At 66.0% G+C, this 19,067-nt stretch carries 21 protein-coding genes; 15 read left to right on the forward strand and 6 right to left on the reverse strand.

Translation table 11 applies throughout. From position 1 onward, the window contains the following. Positions 1-27 precede the first annotated feature (27 nt). Positions 28-813, reverse strand: a complete 786-nt coding sequence (locus IT430_01220; GenBank protein MCC6906537.1) for a hypothetical protein — start codon at positions 811-813, stop codon at positions 28-30. A 64-nt stretch (positions 814-877) separates the two neighbouring features. Here IT430_01220 and IT430_01225 point away from each other — a divergent pair, with 64 nt between their 5' ends. The 5 genes from IT430_01225 to IT430_01245 are packed head-to-tail and all read left to right on the forward strand — an operon-like array spanning position 878 to position 6,106. Further along, positions 878-1,828, forward strand: a complete 951-nt coding sequence (locus IT430_01225; protein ID MCC6906538.1) for a triose-phosphate isomerase — start codon at positions 878-880, stop codon at positions 1,826-1,828. 58 nt (positions 1,829-1,886) lie between these two features. Beyond that, positions 1,887-2,546 carry a preprotein translocase subunit SecG gene (secG, locus tag IT430_01230; protein ID MCC6906539.1) on the forward strand — a complete coding sequence of 220 codons (660 nt, stop codon included), beginning with the start codon at positions 1,887-1,889 and terminating at the stop codon, positions 2,544-2,546. A gap of 31 nt (positions 2,547-2,577) precedes the next feature. Further along, positions 2,578-3,456 carry a YicC family protein gene (locus IT430_01235; GenBank protein ID MCC6906540.1) on the forward strand — a complete coding sequence of 293 codons (879 nt, stop codon included), beginning with the start codon at positions 2,578-2,580 and terminating at the stop codon, positions 3,454-3,456. A gap of 11 nt (positions 3,457-3,467) precedes the next feature. Beyond that, complete coding sequence (locus tag IT430_01240) at positions 3,468-4,532, forward strand: phosphotransferase (protein ID MCC6906541.1); 1,065 nt, start codon at positions 3,468-3,470, stop codon at positions 4,530-4,532. A gap of 53 nt (positions 4,533-4,585) precedes the next feature. Then, on the forward strand, positions 4,586-6,106 hold the full coding sequence (locus IT430_01245) for a M48 family metalloprotease (GenBank protein MCC6906542.1): 1,521 nt from the start codon (positions 4,586-4,588) through the stop codon (positions 6,104-6,106). A 10-nt stretch (positions 6,107-6,116) separates the two neighbouring features. Here IT430_01245 and IT430_01250 read toward each other — a convergent pair whose 3' ends face one another. Beyond that, positions 6,117-7,148, reverse strand: coding sequence for a Gfo/Idh/MocA family oxidoreductase (locus tag IT430_01250; GenBank protein ID MCC6906543.1), 1,032 nt, complete (start codon positions 7,146-7,148; stop codon positions 6,117-6,119). Positions 7,149-7,194: 46 nt separating this feature from the next. Further along, complete coding sequence (locus IT430_01255; GenBank protein ID MCC6906544.1) at positions 7,195-8,124, reverse strand: hypothetical protein; 930 nt, start codon at positions 8,122-8,124, stop codon at positions 7,195-7,197. 68 nt (positions 8,125-8,192) lie between these two features. On the opposite strand from IT430_01255, the gene hslU reads away from it, so the two are divergent. The 3 genes from hslU to IT430_01270 all read left to right on the forward strand — a co-directional run bounded on the left by hslU (position 8,193) and on the right by IT430_01270 (position 10,688). Continuing rightward, positions 8,193-9,563: an ATP-dependent protease ATPase subunit HslU gene (gene hslU / locus IT430_01260; GenBank protein MCC6906545.1), complete on the forward strand. Its 1,371-nt coding sequence runs from the start codon at positions 8,193-8,195 to the stop codon at positions 9,561-9,563. A 12-nt stretch (positions 9,564-9,575) separates the two neighbouring features. Beyond that, entirely contained in the window at positions 9,576-10,148 is a 573-nt protein-coding gene (gene hslV, locus IT430_01265; GenBank protein MCC6906546.1) for an ATP-dependent protease subunit HslV, read from the forward strand. Between the two features lie 156 nt (positions 10,149-10,304). After that, positions 10,305-10,688, forward strand: a complete 384-nt coding sequence (locus tag IT430_01270) for a hypothetical protein (GenBank protein MCC6906547.1) — start codon at positions 10,305-10,307, stop codon at positions 10,686-10,688. Here the strand turns inward: IT430_01270 and IT430_01275 are convergent. From IT430_01275 to IT430_01285, 3 genes are all read right to left on the reverse strand, one after another. Next, the gene (locus IT430_01275; GenBank protein MCC6906548.1) at positions 10,678-10,965 is read right to left on the reverse strand and encodes a (2Fe-2S)-binding protein; all 288 of its coding nucleotides are present in this window, start codon (positions 10,963-10,965) and stop codon (positions 10,678-10,680) included. The genes IT430_01270 and IT430_01275 overlap by 11 nt on opposite strands. Before the next feature lie 79 nt (positions 10,966-11,044). Beyond that, positions 11,045-11,377: a hypothetical protein gene (locus IT430_01280; protein MCC6906549.1), complete on the reverse strand. Its 333-nt coding sequence runs from the start codon at positions 11,375-11,377 to the stop codon at positions 11,045-11,047. Between the two features lie 346 nt (positions 11,378-11,723). Further along, the gene (locus IT430_01285; GenBank protein MCC6906550.1) at positions 11,724-12,416 is read right to left on the reverse strand and encodes an ankyrin repeat domain-containing protein; all 693 of its coding nucleotides are present in this window, start codon (positions 12,414-12,416) and stop codon (positions 11,724-11,726) included. 180 nt (positions 12,417-12,596) lie between these two features. Between IT430_01285 and IT430_01290 the strand changes: the two genes are divergently transcribed. The 7 genes from IT430_01290 (at position 12,597) to IT430_01320 (ending at position 19,044) form a co-directional block, all read left to right on the forward strand. Then, positions 12,597-13,925, forward strand: coding sequence for a hypothetical protein (locus IT430_01290; GenBank protein MCC6906551.1), 1,329 nt, complete (start codon positions 12,597-12,599; stop codon positions 13,923-13,925). A 9-nt stretch (positions 13,926-13,934) separates the two neighbouring features. Then, on the forward strand, positions 13,935-15,260 hold the full coding sequence (locus IT430_01295; GenBank protein MCC6906552.1) for a beta-ketoacyl-[acyl-carrier-protein] synthase family protein: 1,326 nt from the start codon (positions 13,935-13,937) through the stop codon (positions 15,258-15,260). Next, complete coding sequence (locus IT430_01300) at positions 15,257-15,937, forward strand: hypothetical protein (protein MCC6906553.1); 681 nt, start codon at positions 15,257-15,259, stop codon at positions 15,935-15,937. Before IT430_01295 ends, IT430_01300 begins: the two co-directional genes overlap by 4 nt. 79 nt (positions 15,938-16,016) lie before the next feature. Beyond that, entirely contained in the window at positions 16,017-16,643 is a 627-nt protein-coding gene (locus IT430_01305) for a hypothetical protein (protein MCC6906554.1), read from the forward strand. Beyond that, the gene (locus IT430_01310) at positions 16,640-17,380 is read left to right on the forward strand and encodes a hypothetical protein (GenBank protein ID MCC6906555.1); all 741 of its coding nucleotides are present in this window, start codon (positions 16,640-16,642) and stop codon (positions 17,378-17,380) included. The genes IT430_01305 and IT430_01310 overlap by 4 nt, the downstream gene beginning before the upstream one ends. A gap of 249 nt (positions 17,381-17,629) precedes the next feature. Then, a complete protein-coding gene (locus IT430_01315) occupies positions 17,630-18,574 on the forward strand; it encodes an alpha/beta hydrolase (GenBank protein MCC6906556.1) in 945 nt (314 codons plus the stop codon). Further along, positions 18,571-19,044: a PH domain-containing protein gene (locus tag IT430_01320; protein MCC6906557.1), complete on the forward strand. Its 474-nt coding sequence runs from the start codon at positions 18,571-18,573 to the stop codon at positions 19,042-19,044. The genes IT430_01315 and IT430_01320 overlap by 4 nt, the downstream gene beginning before the upstream one ends. Positions 19,045-19,067: the final 23 nt, after the last annotated feature.

Here is a 19,067-nt window from a genome sequence, read left to right on the forward strand (position 1 = left end):
CCGGACATGGGGGGGGGTCAGGCTGCCTCAGCGAGAGGAAGAGGGCGAGGCGAGCAGGCTGGCTCGATGCCGCCTGATGAGCGCCTGCAGATCTTCCAGCGTCACCCCGGCGAGCGAACCCGACGCGGACTGCGGCGACGGTCGCGATGTCCCGCCGAGGCGCGAGGGCAGGTCGATATCGCCGGTTTTGGCGGATTTCAGGCGATCCTGGGCCGTCTCAAGGGCCAGGCGCAGCCGGTCCAAGTCCGCTTCCGCCTGCTGCTGCAAGGCGCCAAGAGGCGCCAGATCGGCATGAAGCCGTTCACGGGCGCGCTCCTTGGTGCGAACAGCGAGGCTCCGGGCATTCAGCCCCTCGAACGGGCTGCCGTCTGTTTCGAGGTGATCTGCCTGTTGAAGGGCGCTCTCAGCCCGGCGCAGGGCCCGCGTCCGCGCCTCCACCCGGAGCAAGGCCAGACGCGCCTCGGCGGCCTGCACCTCTGCCTGGGTCTCGAGCACCGCCCGCTCGAGTTCTCGCGTGAGCGCAAGTTGGTCGGCCGAAGGAGCCGGCTGCACACTCGCGGCGGATTCGGTCTTCATCTCAGGCGACTCGACCGTGGGCTGGGCATCCAATTCGCCTGCAAGGCCCGCGCGCGGACCCGAGACCGAGCCGGCCGTCCCCACCGCCAGCACCACCGCCACCAAGCCGACGCAGCTGCCCAATGCCCCACCCGCGCCCGCGAGCCGGCGGGATTGCGCCGGCGCGGTGATGAGAGCGTCATCGAGATCGAGGCTTTCCTCGGTGGCGGCAGCGGCAGATAGAAGCGGGTCAAGCACGCACGGCGCTCCGGCGCATCGGGGTCCGAGAACCAGCCGGACCAGCCGATCCGGTGGCGCATCGATGTGGGAAATCGGCCTTGAGTCTGGCGCGGTTAAGCCCCGGGCGGCGGATTGCGGAGATTTGCTCGATTCAGACCTCCCCGACCGGCTGCGGCTTCGGCCAGGTCGGGCTAAGATCGCCGTTCTTATCCCCTTCGCACAGAAGGCGGCGGGCGATTGCAACACGCTCGCCGCCGAGGAGGTCATCGTGCCGCGCAAGCCGATCGTTGGCGGGAACTGGAAGATGAACACCAACCGCGGCTCGGCGGCGTCGCTCGCCTCGGCCGTGGCGTCGGCTCATCAGGCCGATGCGGGGGTCGAAGTCGTCATCTTCCCGCCTTTCCCCTACCTGCTCGAAGTCGGCCGAGCGATCAACGGTTCCGCGGTCGTGCTTGGCGCCCAGGACGTCTGCTGGGAAACCGACGGCGCGTTTACCGGGGAGGTCAGCGCCGCGATGCTGCGCGACTGCGGCTGCCGTTGGGTGCTCACCGGCCACAGCGAGCGGCGGCACGTCATCGGCGAAGATGATGCACTCGTCAACCGCAAGACCAGGGCGGCTCTGGCGGCCGGGCTCAGCGTCATTCTCTGCATAGGTGAGACCCGCCAGCAGCGCGAAGCGGGCGAGACAGATGAGATCAACGCCCGACAACTCACTGCCGGCCTGGACGGCGTCTCAGCCTCGCAATCGGGGCGCATCGTGATCGCCTACGAGCCGGTCTGGGCGATCGGGACGGGCCTGACCGCCACGCCCGACGACGCCCAGACGGCGCACGCGGCCGTTCGCGCGACGTTGGGAGAGATCTTCGATCCGAGCACCGCTGCGGCGATGCGGATCCAGTACGGCGGGTCGATGAAGCCGGGGAATGCGGCCGGGCTGATGAAAATGCCGGATGTCGATGGCGGATTAATCGGTGGCGCCTCGCTCAACGCGGGGGATTTCAGCGCTATTGTTCAGGCTGCCGTTCGGGCCTGAGGACGGTCAGGCGGCCGGTTTTCCGCCGGCGTGTCTCTACCAGAGGTGGTTTTCGATCATGGCTGTGCTTTCCGTTATTCTGTCACTGCTGTTCATCATCGTCGCCGTGGCGCTGATTCTGGTCATTCTCGTCCAGCGGCCGCAGGGCGGCGGGCTCGCGGGGGCGTTTGGTGGCGTGGGCGGCGCCAGTAGCCAGTCGGCCTTCGGCGCCAAGACTGGCGACATGCTCACGTTCGCGACCGTCGCGATGTTTGTGCTCTTCCTTCTGACCTCCATGGGCATGGTCTGGCTGAACCAGGCTCAGTTTGGCGCGTCCACTCCGGCCCCGCCCGACCCGCCGAGCAATCTGGCCGTCACCATCATCTCGCCGACCGAGGCTCGCCTCACCTGGAAGGACAACTCCAAGAACGAGACCGGGTTCTTCATCGAGCGGTCGGAGGACGGTCTGACCGGCTGGACCGAAATCGGCAATGTGGATGCGGAAGCGATCACGTTCACCGACCAGAACCTCGAGCCGGAATCGACCTACTTCTACCGCGTCTCGGCTCGCAACACCGAAGGTCCATCGACGGCTACGGAGGCGATCAACATCACCCTCCCGGCGGCGGAGGCGCAGCCTGCGGAAGGTGAAGACGGAACCAGCGAAGAAGCACCACCCACTGGAGCCGAGCCCGGCGGCAATCCCGCCGGCCAACCGGCCGAGGATGACGGCAACTGAGTCGGGGGGTTTCCGCCACGTGATCCGATCGATGACCGGTTTCGGCGAAGCGGCAACGGAAGTGCAGTCCGTCCACTACGCCGTCGAATTGCGCTCGATCAACAACAAGTTCTACAAGGCGGCCATTCGACTGCCGGAAGAACTCGAGGGGATGGAGGCGGAGATCGATAGCCGGCTGCGCCGCCGGCTCGTGCGCGGGTCGATCACGCTGAAAGTGCGGATTTCGGACCCGACCGCCCGCGCCGCCTACCGAATCAATACCGAAGCGCTGCAGTCCTACATCGAATACCTCGGCCGACTGCCTCACGAAGTCGGCCATCCCGTGCCCATCGACGTGGCGGCGCTCATCCAGTTGCCCGGAGTGCTCCAGCCGCCCGACGATTTCGAATCGCGCGTCGACACCGCCCGGCCGATCATCCACGACCTGATCGAGCGGGCGTGCGACCGACTCATCGAAATGCGCGACCGCGAAGGCGCCATGCTTCATCAGGACCTCCACCGGCACCACGGCGCCATCGTGGAGCGTCTCGAGGGCATTGCCCGCCGCACGCCCCTGGTGGTCGAGGAATACCACCAGCGCCTGCGGCAGCGGATCGAATCGATGCTCAAGGACGCGTCGGTGCACGTGAACGAGACCGATCTCGTGCGAGAAGTGGCGATCTACGCCGAACGCAGCGACATCGCCGAAGAGATTACCCGGCTCAACGCGCACCTGAGCCAGTTTCGCGACCTCATTGACTCGAAAGACTGCGAGCCCATCGGCCGCACGCTCGATTTCCTTGCACAGGAACTGCTCCGCGAAGCGAACACGATCGCCAGTAAGTCCAACGATTCGCAGATCAGCCGCGATATCGTGGAGGTAAAAGGAGCGATCGATCGCATCAAGGAGCAGGTACAGAACGTAGAGTAGGTCGAGGCAACATGGCAGAAGGCACTAACCAGGACGTCCGCAATGACGCTGCGCTCGCCATCGCGTGCAGCCAGTACGACGTCGGTCCGATCCAGACGATTGTGGAAGCGATCGTCGGCTCGCGCCGATCGCGCAAGTGGGTCATCCGCGCCAAGCGCGGCGACTTCGTGCTCAAGGAGCGCTCCGAGCAACTCGCCACGGTCGAACAGGTCGCGTTCGCCCATGAAGTTCAACTGCGCCTCGAAGAAGCAGGCTTTCCCGTTGCCGCCATCATCGGCACGCGCGAAGGCAACCGTTCACTCTACCAGGGCAATGAGCGGATCTACGAACTGACGCGGCTCATCCGGGGCAGTTCGTTCGATCGAGGCGCCGAGCAAGCCCGCGAGGCCGGCCGGACTCTGGCGTGGTTCCACTCGGCTCTGACGGGTATGGATGTGCCGGCGCTCATGTCCTCCAAGTCATTCCACCGTCGCGCGGACATCGCGACCATTGCCGAGCACATCCCGCGTGCGATCCGAATCGTCACCAACGACGAGGCGTCGCGAAAGGCGGCCGGCGAGATCGTCAAGACGCTGCTGGCGACGTACGAGCAACTCGTCCGCAAGACCGACGTGATGGGCTTTGCGCAGTGGCCCAGGTTCGTCGTGCACGGCGACTGGCATCCGGGCAATCTGCTCTTTGCCGAGGATGGCAACGTCGCGGGAGTATTCGATTTCGACACGGTGCGCCTCGAGCCGCGCATCGCCGACGTCGCCAACGGCGCGCTGCAGTTTTCGATGAAGATCACCTCCGACGACCCGTTCAGCCATCCGGACGGCCTGAACGAATCGATCCTCATCTCGTTTCTGAGCGGCTACGACTCGTTCGAGCCTGCGTTCATGCTGAGCGTTGCTGAAATGCAGGCGCTGTGTTCGCTCATGTCCGAGGCGCTCATCGCCGAAGCGTTTCCGGTCATCGCCCAGACGGGCCGCTTCGGCCGCTGGGGCGGGCTCGAATTCCTTCAGATCGTGGACCGCAAGGTGCGGTGGCTGACGACCGCGGCCGAGGAACTGCTGGCGCGGATGAATCAGGATTAGCCGCAGCGCAGATGGCGCTGGCGCGTCAATGATTCACCGGAGGTTCGTGTCACGTGCAGGTCATCACGCTCCTGATCGTCGCGCTGGTGTATCTGTCGCAGGATGCCGCCGGGTGGTCGCCCTGGAAGCCCGAGCTCACTGACCAGCAGCGCGTGCTGTGGAGCCTGGCGGGCCCGGCGGCGATTGTCGGCGCCGCCTGGATTGCCTTTCGCCTCTGCCGACGCGCGATGGAGCGGCGCGGCTCATGGCGAGCCGTGCTGCTGGCGGATCGGTTGCTGGCGGCGTGCACGTGGTTGGCCGCCGCAGCGCACGCATTCAACGTCATCGTGCTCGACGTGGTCGGCGCCAGTCGAGGAATCATCGGCGACTGGATCGCGCTCGACGAAGCGCTGGCCGTGCTCCCGCCGGTGCTGGCCATCCTGGGCGCGTGGTGGAGTTATTACCCGATCAACCGCCGCCTGCGCGAGGCGGCGCTCATCCGCTGCCTCGATACCGGCCGACCGATCTACCCCATCTGGACGCGCGGGCAATATGTGCTGTCCCAGGCGCGGCTGCACTTCGGGCTGGTGTTGCTGCCGGCGATGCTCATCATGGGCTGGGCTGAAGCGGTCGAGTTCTACTTTCGCATGCAGGGACAGCAGCCTTCCTGGATGCCCGGCGGGCTCATCGCGGTGGGCACCGGCGCCATCTTCCTCTTCGCGCCGACGTTGATGACGCGCATCTGGGACACCACGCCGCTTGCGCCCGGCGATCTCCGCAGCCGGCTTGAGCATCTGTGCGCCGCGCACGGCGTCGGTGTGCGCGGCCTGCTCGTGTGGAACACGCACGGCGGGATGATCAACGGCGCGGTGATGGGCATCCTTGGCCGCCTGCGCTACATCCTGCTGACCGATGCGCTGCTCGACACCATGACCACGAGACAGGTCGAAGCGGTGATGGCGCATGAAGTCGGCCATGCGCGGCGGCACCATCTTCCCTGGCTGGCGATCTGCCTCATCGCCATTCTGACGACGACGGCGCTGCTCACCACGCTGGCCATGCGCGGCATCGAGCCGTGGCTCGATGCGCCGCCCGAGCCGGTCGCCGCGCAGCCGGCGCTGCAGCCCGCTTCTGATCTGCCCCGGGGCGAATCGCTCACCGTTGTCCGCGTGTTGGGCGGCCGCCGACCGGCGCAGTGGCTTGAGCCGCTGGGACTGGTTGCGACGATTGTCATGGCGCTGGGCGCGTTCGGCTGGACGAGCCGGCGCTTCGAGCGCCAGGCCGACGCCTTCGCGGTGCAGCATCTCAGCGGCCTGACGCGATCCGGCGGCGGCGAAGCGCCGATCACTGCCGAGGCGGCCGGCGCGATGAGCGAAGCGCTGCTCATCGTGGCTGAACTTAATCACATCCCGCTGCAGCGCCGCAGCTGGCGCCACGGCTCGATCCAGTGGAGGCGCGACTACCTCCGCTCGCTCATCGGCAAGCGCTGCGACGCCTTACCAATCGACCGGCATATGCGGTGGATCCAACTCACCGCTGCACTGCTGCTGCTCATCTCATTCGCCGTGACCTGGTGGCTGGACGGGTTTGGGTGACAAGTTCACGTCACGGCCGCGGAATGCTTGCTGCAAACTCGCGGGCGGCGGCGACGATGCGCTCGGCCGTGCGCACCGCGGCGAAGCCGGCGTGCACATCGACTCGCGGCCGGCCACCCTGGCGCACGACGGCCGTGAAGTCGCGCAGCTGCATCTGCAACTGATCGGCATCATCCACTTCGAGCGGCTCGATGTTGACGAGGTCGGTGTAATCGAGATCGGAGAGATCGCGGCCGGCGGCGAGCTGGGCCCGCACCCGCGCCAACTGCTCGGCGTTGGCTGTGTGCCGGATCATCAGCCCGTTCTTGCGCGCAAAGTCGATGCTCACGTAGGCGTCGTCGGCGACGATGCGGATCTTGCGCTCGGTCTTGAGCGCCAGCCGGCTCGCCGTGACGTTGGCCACGCAGCCGATGGGGAACTCAAGCCGCGCGTTGCACACGTCCTCGGCCGCGCCCAGCACGGCCACGGCGCTGGCCTGCACGCGATGCGGCTCGCAGCCGGTGAGCATGAGCAGCACGTCCAAGTCATGAATCATGATGTCGAGCACCACTCCGACGTCCACGCTGCGAAAGGTCATCGGGCTTACGCGGTGCACTTCGATGAATCGCGGCACGAGATTGTCCTGACTGGCCAGAGCGCGAACGGCGGGGTTGTAACGCTCGATGTGCCCGACCTGCAGGATCGTGCCGGTCGCGTCGGCCAGATCCGCCAGTCGCCTGGCTTGATCGACATCCGGCGCCAGCGGCTTTTCAATCAGGCACGCCACGCCGGCGCGGAGCAGCGGCTCGGCGACGCGAAGATGATACTGCGTCGGTACGGCGACGGTTACGGCATCGACCCCGGCGGCGATGAGTTCGCCCGTGTCACCAAACGCCGCCGCGCCATACTCACTGGCGATGGCGGTGCACCGGTTCGCGTCCGCATCGACCACGCCGACGAGGCGCACCTCGGGCATCTGGCTGTAGATGCGGGCGTGGTGCCGGCCCATGCGGCCGACTCCGACGACCCCGACGCGCAGTGGCGCTTTCTGATCTGCTGGCATGCCCTGCTCCTGGTTCAACGCGGCTGCTCTCTCATTCCTGCCCGAACTACTCGCGCACGAGCGCGGTGCTCTCCCGGCCGCCAGCCTGGCGGGCGGCCTCGATGCGCTCGATCATCTCGGCCGTCTTTCCTTCAAAGCGGTGGCGATACCTGATTGCCCAGCGCACGAGGCTCAGCAGCCGCAGCATCGAGACCGCGTAGTACACCTGCGCAAACGCGAAGCCGATGATGATGATGATGTAGCCTCCCATGCAGCACAGCGGCACGGCGCCGGCGCGACACTGAATCGTCTGGAGAATCGCGACGTATGGGCTGATGAACGCGATGCACAGCCCCAGCGCCCACGAGAGGTTGCGAAACCGGTCGGCGAGCCGGCTTTCCGCGCCCTCATCGGCGAGACGCGCCAGCAGCAGGCACGACAGCGCCTGCATGCCGACCCATGCAAACGCGGTGATCGAGACGACCGGCAGGATCAGCGCCGGCGAGTTGCTCGGCTTCCACGGATTGAGCACGAGCGCAACCAGAATGAGCCCGAAGGCCGAGAGCGCCATGACCAGGCGCAGCATCGCCGTGAGCGATCGGTGCATCTGCAGCGGCGGCTCCTGGATGCGGTTCCAGGCGCCCGTGAGCAGCACCACCGCCGCCGCAGCCGTCACGAGCAGGCAGCCGGCCAGGATCAGCCCCTGCTTCATGAGCAGGCCGTAGTAGCACCACATCCACACCGCCATGCCGGCGGCCCAGGCGAGCAGACCCAGCGTCAGCGCCAGCCGCAGGGACCTGAGCACGTCGGGCGGAGCTTCGTTGAGCCCGTCGCCGCGTGCTCGGAGAATGCGCCGGCCGCACTCGGGACACGCGCCGCCGAAGCGCATGCCGCGCAGCGCGTAGCCGCACTGGATGCACCGGCGATCGTCGTCGATGAGATCGGCGCCGATCTGCCCTCGCGAGCGGTAGAAATGGTCCACACTGCTCTGAGCCATGGCCGGCAATCGTAGCGGCAATCAGACTCATCCGGAGCGCCGCCGCCTGGCGCCTACGATCCATTTCCATGACGCCACGTGAACTCACGCCGCGACAGATCGTCGCGGAACTCGACAAGTACATCATCGGCCAGAGGGATGCCAAGCGGGCCGTGGCCATTGCGGTGCGCAACCGCTGGCGGCGGCAACGGCTGCAGGGCGATCTTGCCCGCGAAGTCTCGCCGCGCAACATCATCATGGTCGGCCCCACCGGCGTGGGCAAGACGGAAATCGCCCGGCGACTGGCCCGGCTCGTCGACGCGCCATTCATAAAAATCGAGGCGACGAAGTTCACCGAAGTCGGCTACCACGGCCGGGATGTCGATTCGATGATCCGCGACCTGCTCGACCTGGCGATCAAAATGGTGCGCAACGAGCAGGCGGAGATAGTCAAAGTCAAGGCGCAGGAGGCGGTCGAGCAGCGGCTCGTGTCGATCCTGCTCGGGCGCGAGCCCTCGGCGGGCGGATACATCCGCGCTGAAGAATCCGAACTGGGCGGCGAGGAAACCAGCCGCACCACGCGCGACCGCATGCTCGAGCGTCTGCGCCAGGGAGTCTTTGACGATCGCGAGATCGAACTCTCTGTGCGCGAGTCGGCGTCGGTGCCGCTCATCGGCGGCATGGGGCCGGATCAACTCGATCCCGGCGTGTCGAGCATGCTCGAGCAGCTCATGCCTGCCCGGCACAAGATGCGCAAGGTGAGCGTCACCGAAGCGCGGCGCATTCTGCTCGAAGAGGAAACGGACAAACTCATCGACCGCGACCTGATGATCAGCGAAGCGATCGCGCGCACCGAGCAGTCGGGCATCATCTTTCTCGACGAGATCGACAAGATCGCCGCCGGCTCCAAGGGCACGACCGGCAGCGCCGACGTCTCGCGCCAGGGCGTGCAGCGCGACCTGCTGCCGATCGTGGAGGGTTCGAGCGTCGCCACGCGGCACGGCATGGTGCAGACGGACCACATCCTCTTCATCGCCGCCGGCGCGTTTCACTCGGCGACGGTGAGCGATCTCATGCCCGAGTTGCAGGGGCGGTTTCCGATCCGCGTCGAACTGGCCGGCCTGACGCGCGATGACTTCGTGCGCATCCTGCGCGAGCCGGACCACTCGCTGCTCAAGCAGCAGAAGGCGCTGCTCGAGACCGAGGGGCTGACCATCGAGATCGATGACGACGCCATCGACACGATGGCCGACATCGCCGCCCGCGCCAACTCCACGATGGAGAACATCGGGGCCCGGCGGCTGATGACCATCGTCGAGCGCCTGTTCGAGAACATCAGTTTCGACGCGCCCGACATGCCGGCACGAGGCGAGACGCAGATCCGCATTTCCGCCGCCATGGTGCGCGAGCAACTCGAGTCGATCGTGGCCGATGAGGACCTGAGCCGCTTCGTGCTCTGACGAGGAACCACCATGCACGGCAACGTCGAAGTCCAGCGCGGCCTGTTTCATGCCACCACCATCGTGTGCGTGCGCCGCGATGAACAGGTCGCCATCGCCGGCGACGGTCAGGTCACGCTCGGCCAGACGGTCGCCAAGGCCAACGCAGTCAAAGTTCGCAAGCTCGACGGCCTCGGCGCCGGCAGTCGCGGCGTGCTCGTCGGCTTCGCCGGCTCGGCGGCGGATGCGTTTGCGCTGCTCGATCGATTTGAGGCCCACCTGAAGGCCTCGCCGCAGAACCTCATGAAGGCCGCGATCGAACTCGCCAAGCAGTGGCGCACCGACCGTGTCATGCGCCGGCTCGAGAGCCTGCTCGCCGTCGCCGACGCGAAGCAATCCCTGATGATCTCCGGCCAGGGTGATGTGATCGAACCTTCCGACGGCATCATCGCCATCGGTAGCGGCGGCTCCTATGCGCAGGCCGCGGCCCGAGCCCTGCTCACGCACACCTCGATGCCCGCCAAGGCCGTGGCGGAGGAGAGCCTCAAGATCGCGGGTGAGATTTGCGTGTATACAAACACCAATGTTACCGTGCTTACGTTGTGAACGAAGCGATGGATTATCGGTGTGTTGCGATGAAGCAACGGACCGATCCATCATCAGGGTTTCGTTGATCGGGGTGCGCCGAACGCGTTGCCGGTCTGCGCAGGATCTCGCAGCCGGACGCCGGCGAATCGTGCCGATGGTTTCTGAGTCATGTTCATGAGTGCACGACGTCGCAAACACGCTGCGCGCGCTGCCCGGCAGCGCCTCGGTTCAATGATGCTCGCCATGCTGTTCGGGCTGCAGGCGATCTGCCTGGCGATCTTCGCAGCCGATCCGGGTGGAGCGCCGCTGCGAGGCGGGCTGCTCGAGGCGATGTGGATGAACCGCCGGCCAGGTCTGGCCATGGCGTTCCTCGCGCTCATTGCGCTGGGCCCCGTGCTCTCACTCGTGCTGTGGCGCTGCACCGGCTGGCGAAGATGGCTCATGGTCGCGATGTGGATCGCATTCATCGTGCTGCTCGACGGCGTCAGCGCGCAGAAGATGGGCTCGGTCAGCCGCGTGCTGTGGTTCTGGAAGGTGGAGCCGTGGCTCAGTCCGTGACAGGGTCTTCATCACCAATCGGCCGCTGCCCAGTCGCGTGGTAATCAAGCCGCTGCTTCGCGTACTGCTCGGGTGAGATGAGCAGGTCGGGCTCGAGGCCGGCTTCGTGCATCGCATAGAGACGCTTGAGATAGGGAATGCACCAGCCGCAGCCGGTGCCGGCGCCGAGGCACTCGCTAATGAGCGATGCCACGGGCGGGTTTTCGCGCTTGAGATACGCAACGATCTTGCGCTGGGTGACGTGGTAGCAGAGACAGACTTCTTCATCGGGGTTCATGGGAGATGGTAGAGGGATGACGCGCGGGACAACGGCGGTGTGCGGTGCGCCAGAGTGCTCACTCACTCGGCCAAGTAACTCAGTCGTCCTGCTCGGTCCAGTAGTCGATGTCGTGCAGCAGCGCCTCCGCAGACGGATCTGCCAACGCCCGCATCTGCGGAATGTAGTCCAGATCATGTGACCTGTGAATGCCGTTCACTCGAATCCCACCTGCATCGACGGGAATTGCATGCCCATCGAAATAGACATACCTCTTACCCAACTCGATGTTTCCAATCAGCGGCTGCATCGCCGCGATCCAGTCTTGAACCGTCGGAATGACGGCCTCTTCACGAAGCTCACCTTGCATTGAGAGGACCTTTCGGGTTCGAGGCACCTCGCGAGCGGCGAGTTCTTCAAGCGACTCCTTCATCAGGACTGCCCGAGCAAATGTAAACGCGCGGCCGCAACGCAGGCACGTGAATAGCCACCCACAGCCGCACCACGGGCAGTCCGCCTGTGCGGGGAAGGCAATGGGAGCAATTCTGCAGTGGCACCCGGACACCAACTCGTCGTCGGCCTTGACAAGATAGAGTGTGCGACGCCTACGCCAGAACACCGCTGCTTCCCCTTTGCTTCGTCACGACCTCCACCGCGCCTTGACTCCGGATGGTCATTGTACGGACCGATCTTCGCCGATGGCTTGCATGCGGTACGCGTCGTGTTCGACTGCGGCTCCGGCGGCGGCAGCCGAGCATGATAGTTTCAATCTCTTGTCGCTAGGGTCGTCTTCCGAGTTCCGAGTCGCTTGCGGCGCGTTCGAGGATCGCTCGCGCATCGTCGAGGCATCGTGCGAAAGCGCCCCGGATGGCTTCGTCGCTCAGCAGAGGGTTGTCTACGGTCGAAATGCCGTAGTCACTAAGGTCCATCGGACCCCGTCTCACAGTTTCTTCCCACGTTGTCACGGAAACCCGCGCCAGATCAGCGGGTGACTCGCCGTCGGAGTTGCAGATCGACCAATCCGCGCCTGCGGCGAGCAGCGCATCGACACACGCGCGGGCCGCCTGTTCAACCGCGCCGTGCAACGGAGTCGAGCCGTCCGCATCCTGCGCATTTGGATTTGCGCCCGATCTGAGCAAGGCATGGACGGCAGTTACGTTGGGCGCATCGCCTTCTACCGCGTAGTGCAGCGGCGTGTACCCGTGCGCTTGACGAGCGTTCGGATCAGCTCCGGCTCGCAGAAGCGACTCGATGATCCGTCGCGTTAGTTCGCACTCTTCATCGCCGTTACCATCGCCCATCCAGGCCGCGGCATGCAGGGCTGTAACGCCACGCTCGTCGGTAACGTGTGGATCCGCGCCGGCGGCGAGCAAGGCATCAACCGCATTTGCATCGAAGAACATGGCAGCATCAATCAACGGATGTCGCTCGGGAAGGAGATCATCGGCGGCAGGTTCGCGATCCGCGTTCATTCTCATCTCCGCACTCGGCGTGCGCCCCTTCCCCTTCACCTTCGCCTCGACGGACTCCGGCGCGAATGGCGGAGCGCCGCGTTTGGACGCTGGCCAGTCATTGTACAGGCCTGTCTTCCCGCCGATCGCGATCGCTCCTGACGGAGTCCCAATCACGACGAACCGCGCTATCCTTGGCTCATGTCGCGTGCGGTTGGAATCACGGGTCTTGGGGTCGTTACGGGCCTTGGAATCGGCGGCGAGGCGCTCTGGGAGGGGTTGCTGGCCGGTCGGTCGGCGATCGGGCCGATTCGGCAGTTCGACGCCACGGCGTTTCCGGTGAACTTCGCGGCCGAGGTGGATGCGGCCGTGACGGTCCGAGACTTCGTACCCAAGAACTACCGCAAGGCCATCAAGGTCATGTGCCGGGATGTCGAACTGGCGGTGATTGGGGCGGCCAAGGCGATCGCCGACGCGAAGATGATCACCAAGGGCATCACCGACGGCGGCGAGCCGACCTTTGCCCCCAGCCGCGTGGGATGCCAGATCGGCTCGGGTCTGATCGTGGCGGAGATCAATGAACTGACCACGGCGTTTGCCAGGGGCTGCGACGAGAGCGGCGCCTTTGACATGAAGCGCTGGGGCAGCGCCGGGATGAACGAACTCACTCCCCTCTGGCTGCTCAAGTACCTGCCGAACATGCTGGCGTGCCACGTGACGATCATCCACGACTGTCGCGGGCCCAGCAACACCATCACCTGCGGCGAGGCGTCGGGGGCGCTGAGCATCGGCGAGTCGCGTCGCGTCATCGAGCGCGGCGACGCGGATGTGTGCTTCTCGGGCGGAGCGGAGAGCAAGATCAACATGCTCGGCCTGCTCAGGCAGCACTACACCAGCATGATCGCCGACACCACGCCGAATATGGATCCGACCGGCGTCGTGCGCCCCTTCGGCAAGGACGCCATCGGCTCGCTCCCTGGCGAAGGCGCTGCCATCCTGATGGTCGAGTCGATCGAAACAGCTCAGCGCCGTGGCGCGCGCGTCTACGCCGAGATCGTCGGCTTCGGCGCCACGCAGTCGGCGGATATGAGCCAGTGCCCGCCCAAGCCTGACGCAAGCGGCGACGGGCTGGCGATCGCGATTGAACAGTCGCTGGGCGATGCGCGCGTGAAGGCAGATGCCATCGACGCGATTGTGCCCCTTGGCTGCGGCCAGGGCGACTACGACGCGGCCGAGGCGGCGGCGCTGCGCACGGTGTTCGGCCTCAATCTCCCGAAGATCCCTCTGGTCACCACGAAGCCCAACATCGGCCTGTGCGCCGCGGCGACCTCGGCTCTGGACGTAGCAGTGGGCGCGCTGTGCGTGAGCAACCAGACCCTGCCGGCGCGGATCGCGCCGCATGAGGTGATGGACGGGCTCGACGCCGGGCCGACCAGGCAGCGCGATGCGCGCCTCGAGCATGTGCTCGTGTGCGGCAGCGGTTTTGGCGGGCAGAACACGGCCGTGGTCCTCAAGCGGCACAAGCGGTAAGTGAACGCCATGGCTAAGACACGAGTCGTCATCACGGGTATGGGCTGGGTCACGCCGCTTGGGCACTCCATCGGCGAGGTGTGGTCACGGCTGATCAGAGGCGAGTCAGGCGTGGACCGCATCACCCGTTTCGACGCCGCAACCTACCCTACGAACTTTGCAGCGCAAGTGCGCGACTTCGACTACCGCGCCTACCTGCGCGATCCGGAGTTGCACAAGCACGCGCGGCTGAACTCGCAGTATGCTCTGGGTGCGGCGGTGCAGGCGTGGCGCGAGTCGGGGCTGGACCGCTACAGCGCTCTGAATCGCAAGCGCGTCGGCATCTACTTCGGGGCCGGCGAAGGGCCGCCCGCCTTTGAAAAGTCGGTGGCCTCGAATCTGGCCGGCTGGAGGGCCGGCGGCGGCGCCGAAGTCGATCCTGCGGCATGGATCGCGGCGGCCAGAGAGCACATCGTGATGCATGAAGAGGTCGAGCAGGAGGCGAACTTCCCCCTGCTGCACGTCTCGCAGGAACTCGGCGTGCGCGGCCCGGCGTACAACTGCCTCACCGCGTGCGCGGCCTCGACCCAGGCGGTGGGCGAAGGCATGGAAATCATCCGGCGCGGCGACGCGGATGTGATGGTTGCCGGTGGCACGCACACCATGCTCCATCCACTGGGCGTCACCGGCTTCAACCGACTCACCGCGCTGAGCACCCGACGCGACTCGCCCCAGACGGCCTCGCGACCCTTTGATCTCACGCGCGATGGATTTGTCATGGGCGAAGGCTCGGGAGTCATCATCATCGAGACCCTCGAGCACGCCCTCAACCGCGGCGCCAACGTTCTGGCGGAACTCATCGGCTTCGGCTCGTCGGCGGACGCCTTTCGCATCACCGATATCCAGCCCGAAGGACTCGGCGCACAGGCGGCCATGCGCGAGGCGCTCGTTGACGCCGGCATCGACCCACACGAGCGCCTGCCGGACGGCCGGCCGCCCATTCACTACATCTCTGCACACGGCACCGGCACCCAGGAGAACGACTCCATCGAGTCGCTCGCCGTCAAGGGCGTGTTCGGCGAACTGGCGCCGCAGATCCCGGTCAGTTCCATCAAGTCGATGATGGGCCACCTCATCGCGGCGGCTGGAGCCGTGGAACTCATCACCTGCGTGCAGGCCATTCGCACCGGCTGGCTCCCTCCCACCATGAACCTGCAGACGCCCGACCCCGCGTGCGATCTCGATTACGTGCCCAACCGGTCGCGCCAGGCGCAGGTAGACGTGGCGCTGTCCAACAGTTTTGGCTTCGGCGGGCAGAACGACACGCTCGTGGTCAAGCGGTTCCAAGGCGCATGAGCCAGCCCCGCTCTGTCGCTCGCCGGGCCGTGTTCTGGTCTCTTGGCGCCGCAGCCGTGCTGGTACTGGCGGTGGTTTTCATCGTCTGGCGGCTGCTGAGTGCCAGGCCCGCTTGGTGGAATCCCTCCCAGCCGCAACTGACCGAAAATATCAGCCGCGGCGAATACCTCGAGAACCAGGTGGTCACGGCGTTCCACAAGGTCCGGCCGGTCGAGTCGCGCACCTGGACCATGGAACTGGATGCTGACTGGATCAATGCGTGGTTCGCGACGCGCCTTCCGCTTTGGGCGGCTAACCGCAATTTGTCCTGGGCTCACCAGGTCAGCGAGGTCAACGTCAGCATCGAAGACAATCTTGTTCGCCTCGGAGGGCGGTACGGCTCGGGGAATGCCGGGCAGGTTTACAGCATCGAGTGCCGCCCCGTGCTCGGCGAAGATGGCCTTCTCGCCCTGAACGACCTGCGCCTCGTCGCCGGCCGGCTTCCGGTGCCGCTGGCGCTCGCTGCAGGGTCACTCTCGACGGTGACCCGCTCGCTGCCGGAACTCGAGGCGGCGCTGAACGGCCAGGCCGTCGATCCCGTCGCCGGATTGAGCGATGGCCGGCGGGTGCGCATTCGCGAACTGCGGGTTGCTGACGGCAGGATCGCGATGACGCTGGAGACGATGCCCGAGCATTAATCCCCTGGCGGTGTGACAATCGCCTGATTTACGGACGTTGCCACTTGCGAAGCCCCGCCGAGGTGCCGATGATGTCCCCATGCGAATCATCCTCGACGATCACGAACTTCCAGCCATCGCCGGCGGGGCGGCCGAGGCCCTCGCCGCGGTGCGAATCGCATGCGAAGCGCAGGAGCGGATCATCACCGACGTTTTTCTTGATGATCGCCGGCTGAGCGCGCCGGACCTGCAGGCCGTCCAGTCGGACAACCCGTCAGGCGAGGTGCTTCGCTGCACGAGCACCACGGCGCTCAATCTCGTCGCCGACACGCTCGAGTGCGTCGCCGACGCCCTCAACCAGTTGCGCGGGGCGCATCAGTCGATCGCGGAGAAGTTCCAGGCAAGCCAGATGGCTGAGGCCCTGGGCGAACTCAAAGATGCGCTGGCCCTGTGGAACAGCGTGCGCCAGGGCGTCGATTACGGGTGCACGCTCATCCGGCTCGACATCGAGAAGCTGCGCACGCAGGCCACCGAGGTGGACGCGGCGCTGACTTCGTTGGCCGACCGGCTCACCGACATCCGCGATGCCCTCGCCGGAGAAGACTGGTCGCGCGTCTCCGACACGATCGGCTACGAGATGGGGCCCGTCGTCGATCACTGGCAGACGCTGGTGCAGGTCCTGTCGCAACGGGTGGAGGCGATGCAGGACGCGGGAGATCGAGCATGAGCCCGGGGACGAGGCAGGCGCGGGGAGCGGACGCGATGATGGAGCAGGCGTCGGCGGCCCTCGCGTCGGGCGACTACTTTCAGTGCGAACGAATCGCCGCCGAGGCGCTCCAGTCGGCTTTTGCCCGCCAGCAGTGGGAACAGGTGGCGCGCATCGCCATGCCGCTGCAGGAAGCGCGACGGCAGCGCCGGCTTATGGCCATCGACGCCGATCGCCTCTTCGTCTTTGAGAAGGATCCGCCGACGGGTGAGAAGCCGCTGGAGGCGGGTTGCTACGTCATATGCGCGCCCTGCGTGGCGGCCGATGCCCGAAGAATCAACGAGGCCGCGCTTGAACACGGCGTGCCGGTCATCGCACTGGCCTGTGAGCCGAAAACGCAACTGGGCCTGCTGCCCGTGGCGGTGGTCGGCCCGACGACGATTCGCGCCAAGATGAAGCCCGTCAAGACGTTCACCCCCCGCTGGTGCCTGCAGGCGCTGGATGCACTGACCGAATCGGCGCTTGAGACGTTCGATCCCGGCAGAGCTGTGCACCGGCAGGTGGAGGATCTCGTCGAGAAGGTGATGACGCTGCCCGAGAGCGAGTTGCTGCATCAGAAACTGGCTGAGGTGGCGCACCACGCCGCGCGGGCTGCGCAGGAGGCCGCCCGGCCCGTGCGAGCTGCACCCGCCCCGCGCGCCACCCCGCGTCGGGGCAAGGCGGGTCATAAAGGCCCGCGGCGCAAGCGCAGCACGTGAGCCGAAGCGCCGCCCAAAAAAACGACATCGACCGCATTGAAACAACACGATCGAAGTCGGAAGGAGAGAAAGCGGAGTTGATGCGGCTTCCACTCGCCGAGGCCGTCGCGGCCGGCGCTGCGTGTGTCGAAAGCCACCGATAAATACGTATCGGCGAGCCACGCGGTTCCGAGAACTTCTGTCCGTCGGCGCGCAGGATCCGTATCATCTGCACCAGCCTGGGCAGGAGCCACCAACGGAGGAACCCGCATGCCCTTTGCCGCCACGACCGCCGCACTCGTATTCGCCGCGTCGACCCTCGCTGCCGCTTCACCGACCGGCGTCGCCGCGGGATTTCAGAGTGGACCCCCCGCTCTCAGCGCCCCGGCTCGGCCCGATCCGACCAATACGCTCTGGACGTCCGACGTTGTCTACGGCCGGGCCGGCGATGTGGAACTCCAACTCAACCTCGCCCAGCCTCCCGACTCGCCGGAGGTGATCCATCCGTGCGTCGTGATCATCCACGGCGGGGCGTGGCGCGCTGGCAACCGTGCCATGCACGACGAGTTGGCGCGCGAATTGGCGGCGAGGGGTTACGTCGCCGCCACGATCAGTTATCGCTTCTGCCCTCAGTTCACTTTCCCGGCACAGGTTGAAGACGCCAAGTGTGCTGTTCGCTTTCTGCGGGCCCATGCCGAGCAATACGGCATCGACGCGGAGCGCATCGGCGCCATCGGCTTCTCAGCCGGCGCTCATCTGGCCATGATGCTCGGCACCCTCGACGCGGACGCGGGCATGGAGGGCGACGGCGGCTGGGCCGGGCAGTCGAGCAAAGTCCAGGCCGTCGTCGCGTTCTTCGGACCGACGGATCTGCTCGCCGAATACCCCGCGGAGAGCGTGCGCCTCGTGAGCGACTTCATCGGTGGCTCAATCGAAGACAAACCGGGCGCGTATCAGCTTGCCTCGCCCATCGCGCACGTGAACCGTGGCGATGCGCCCATGATGCTCTTTCAGGGAACGAAAGACAACCTCGTGCCGTGGACACAGGCGACGAGCATGGCCGACGCCCTCTCGAAGGCCGGCGTCACCGGCCGCGTCGAACTGCTCATCGGCAAGGCGCATGGCTGGCTCGGACCGGAACTGATCCGCACGCTCGAAGAGGGCGTGGCGTTTTTTGACGAGGTGCTCAACGGCACGGCCAAGAGCCTTCCATGACGCCAGGCGACGCGAGCCCACTCGTGCTGCTGACCTGGCGCGACCATCCCGCAGCGCGCCGGCCGGGCGCCGCCGTCATCGCCGGCATCGTCATCATCGCATTCGCAGCGGCGCTGGGGCTGGCGTTCGACAGCGCGATATGGGCGGTCGTGAGCATCGCCGTGCTCTTCATTTCACTCAACCGCTTCTTCCTGCCCAGCGCGTTCACCATCGACGAGCAGGGTCTGACGGCCAGGTTTCCCTTCAGCACGCGGCGGATCGAGTGGCGCCACGTGCGGCGCATGGAAGTCACGCGCTACAACCTGCTGCTGGCGTCCAGCGCGAAACGCTCACTGCTCAGCGGAAGCCGCGAGTCGCGAGCGCCCTTCGGAGGTCGGAAAAAGACCATTCTTGAACTCGTCCGCGCTCGCGTCCGCGACGAGGTGTGGAATGCATCATTGCCGCAAGAAGGCACCCAAGCCGCAAACTGAGCACGGCCCGCGCGGTGAGGCCA

The sequence above is a fragment of the Phycisphaerales bacterium genome (genome assembly GCA_020852515.1).
GTDB lineage: Bacteria > Planctomycetota > Phycisphaerae > Phycisphaerales > UBA5793 > UBA5793.

Coding starts and splice junctions, on each gene's coding strand:
- IT430_01315 (MCC6906556.1), top strand. CDS start 17,630: ATGCCCTTTGCCGCCACGACCGCCGCACTCGTATTCGCCGCGTCGACC.
- IT430_01295 (MCC6906552.1), top strand. CDS start 13,935: ATGGCTAAGACACGAGTCGTCATCACGGGTATGGGCTGGGTCACGCCG.
- IT430_01250 (MCC6906543.1), bottom strand. CDS start 7,148: ATGCCAGCAGATCAGAAAGCGCCACTGCGCGTCGGGGTCGTCGGAGTC.
- IT430_01300 (MCC6906553.1), top strand. CDS start 15,257: ATGAGCCAGCCCCGCTCTGTCGCTCGCCGGGCCGTGTTCTGGTCTCTT.
- IT430_01305 (MCC6906554.1), top strand. CDS start 16,017: ATGCGAATCATCCTCGACGATCACGAACTTCCAGCCATCGCCGGCGGG.
- IT430_01235 (MCC6906540.1), top strand. CDS start 2,578: ATGACCGGTTTCGGCGAAGCGGCAACGGAAGTGCAGTCCGTCCACTAC.
- secG (MCC6906539.1), top strand. CDS start 1,887: ATGGCTGTGCTTTCCGTTATTCTGTCACTGCTGTTCATCATCGTCGCC.
- IT430_01285 (MCC6906550.1), bottom strand. CDS start 12,416: ATGAACGCGGATCGCGAACCTGCCGCCGATGATCTCCTTCCCGAGCGA.
- IT430_01290 (MCC6906551.1), top strand. CDS start 12,597: ATGTCGCGTGCGGTTGGAATCACGGGTCTTGGGGTCGTTACGGGCCTT.
- hslV (MCC6906546.1), top strand. CDS start 9,576: ATGCACGGCAACGTCGAAGTCCAGCGCGGCCTGTTTCATGCCACCACC.
- IT430_01280 (MCC6906549.1), bottom strand. CDS start 11,377: ATGAAGGAGTCGCTTGAAGAACTCGCCGCTCGCGAGGTGCCTCGAACC.
- IT430_01275 (MCC6906548.1), bottom strand. CDS start 10,965: ATGAACCCCGATGAAGAAGTCTGTCTCTGCTACCACGTCACCCAGCGC.
- IT430_01320 (MCC6906557.1), top strand. CDS start 18,571: ATGACGCCAGGCGACGCGAGCCCACTCGTGCTGCTGACCTGGCGCGAC.
- IT430_01225 (MCC6906538.1), top strand. CDS start 878: ATGTGGGAAATCGGCCTTGAGTCTGGCGCGGTTAAGCCCCGGGCGGCG.
- hslU (MCC6906545.1), top strand. CDS start 8,193: ATGACGCCACGTGAACTCACGCCGCGACAGATCGTCGCGGAACTCGAC.
- IT430_01240 (MCC6906541.1), top strand. CDS start 3,468: ATGGCAGAAGGCACTAACCAGGACGTCCGCAATGACGCTGCGCTCGCC.
- IT430_01255 (MCC6906544.1), bottom strand. CDS start 8,124: ATGGCTCAGAGCAGTGTGGACCATTTCTACCGCTCGCGAGGGCAGATC.
- IT430_01270 (MCC6906547.1), top strand. CDS start 10,305: ATGAGTGCACGACGTCGCAAACACGCTGCGCGCGCTGCCCGGCAGCGC.
- IT430_01310 (MCC6906555.1), top strand. CDS start 16,640: ATGAGCCCGGGGACGAGGCAGGCGCGGGGAGCGGACGCGATGATGGAG.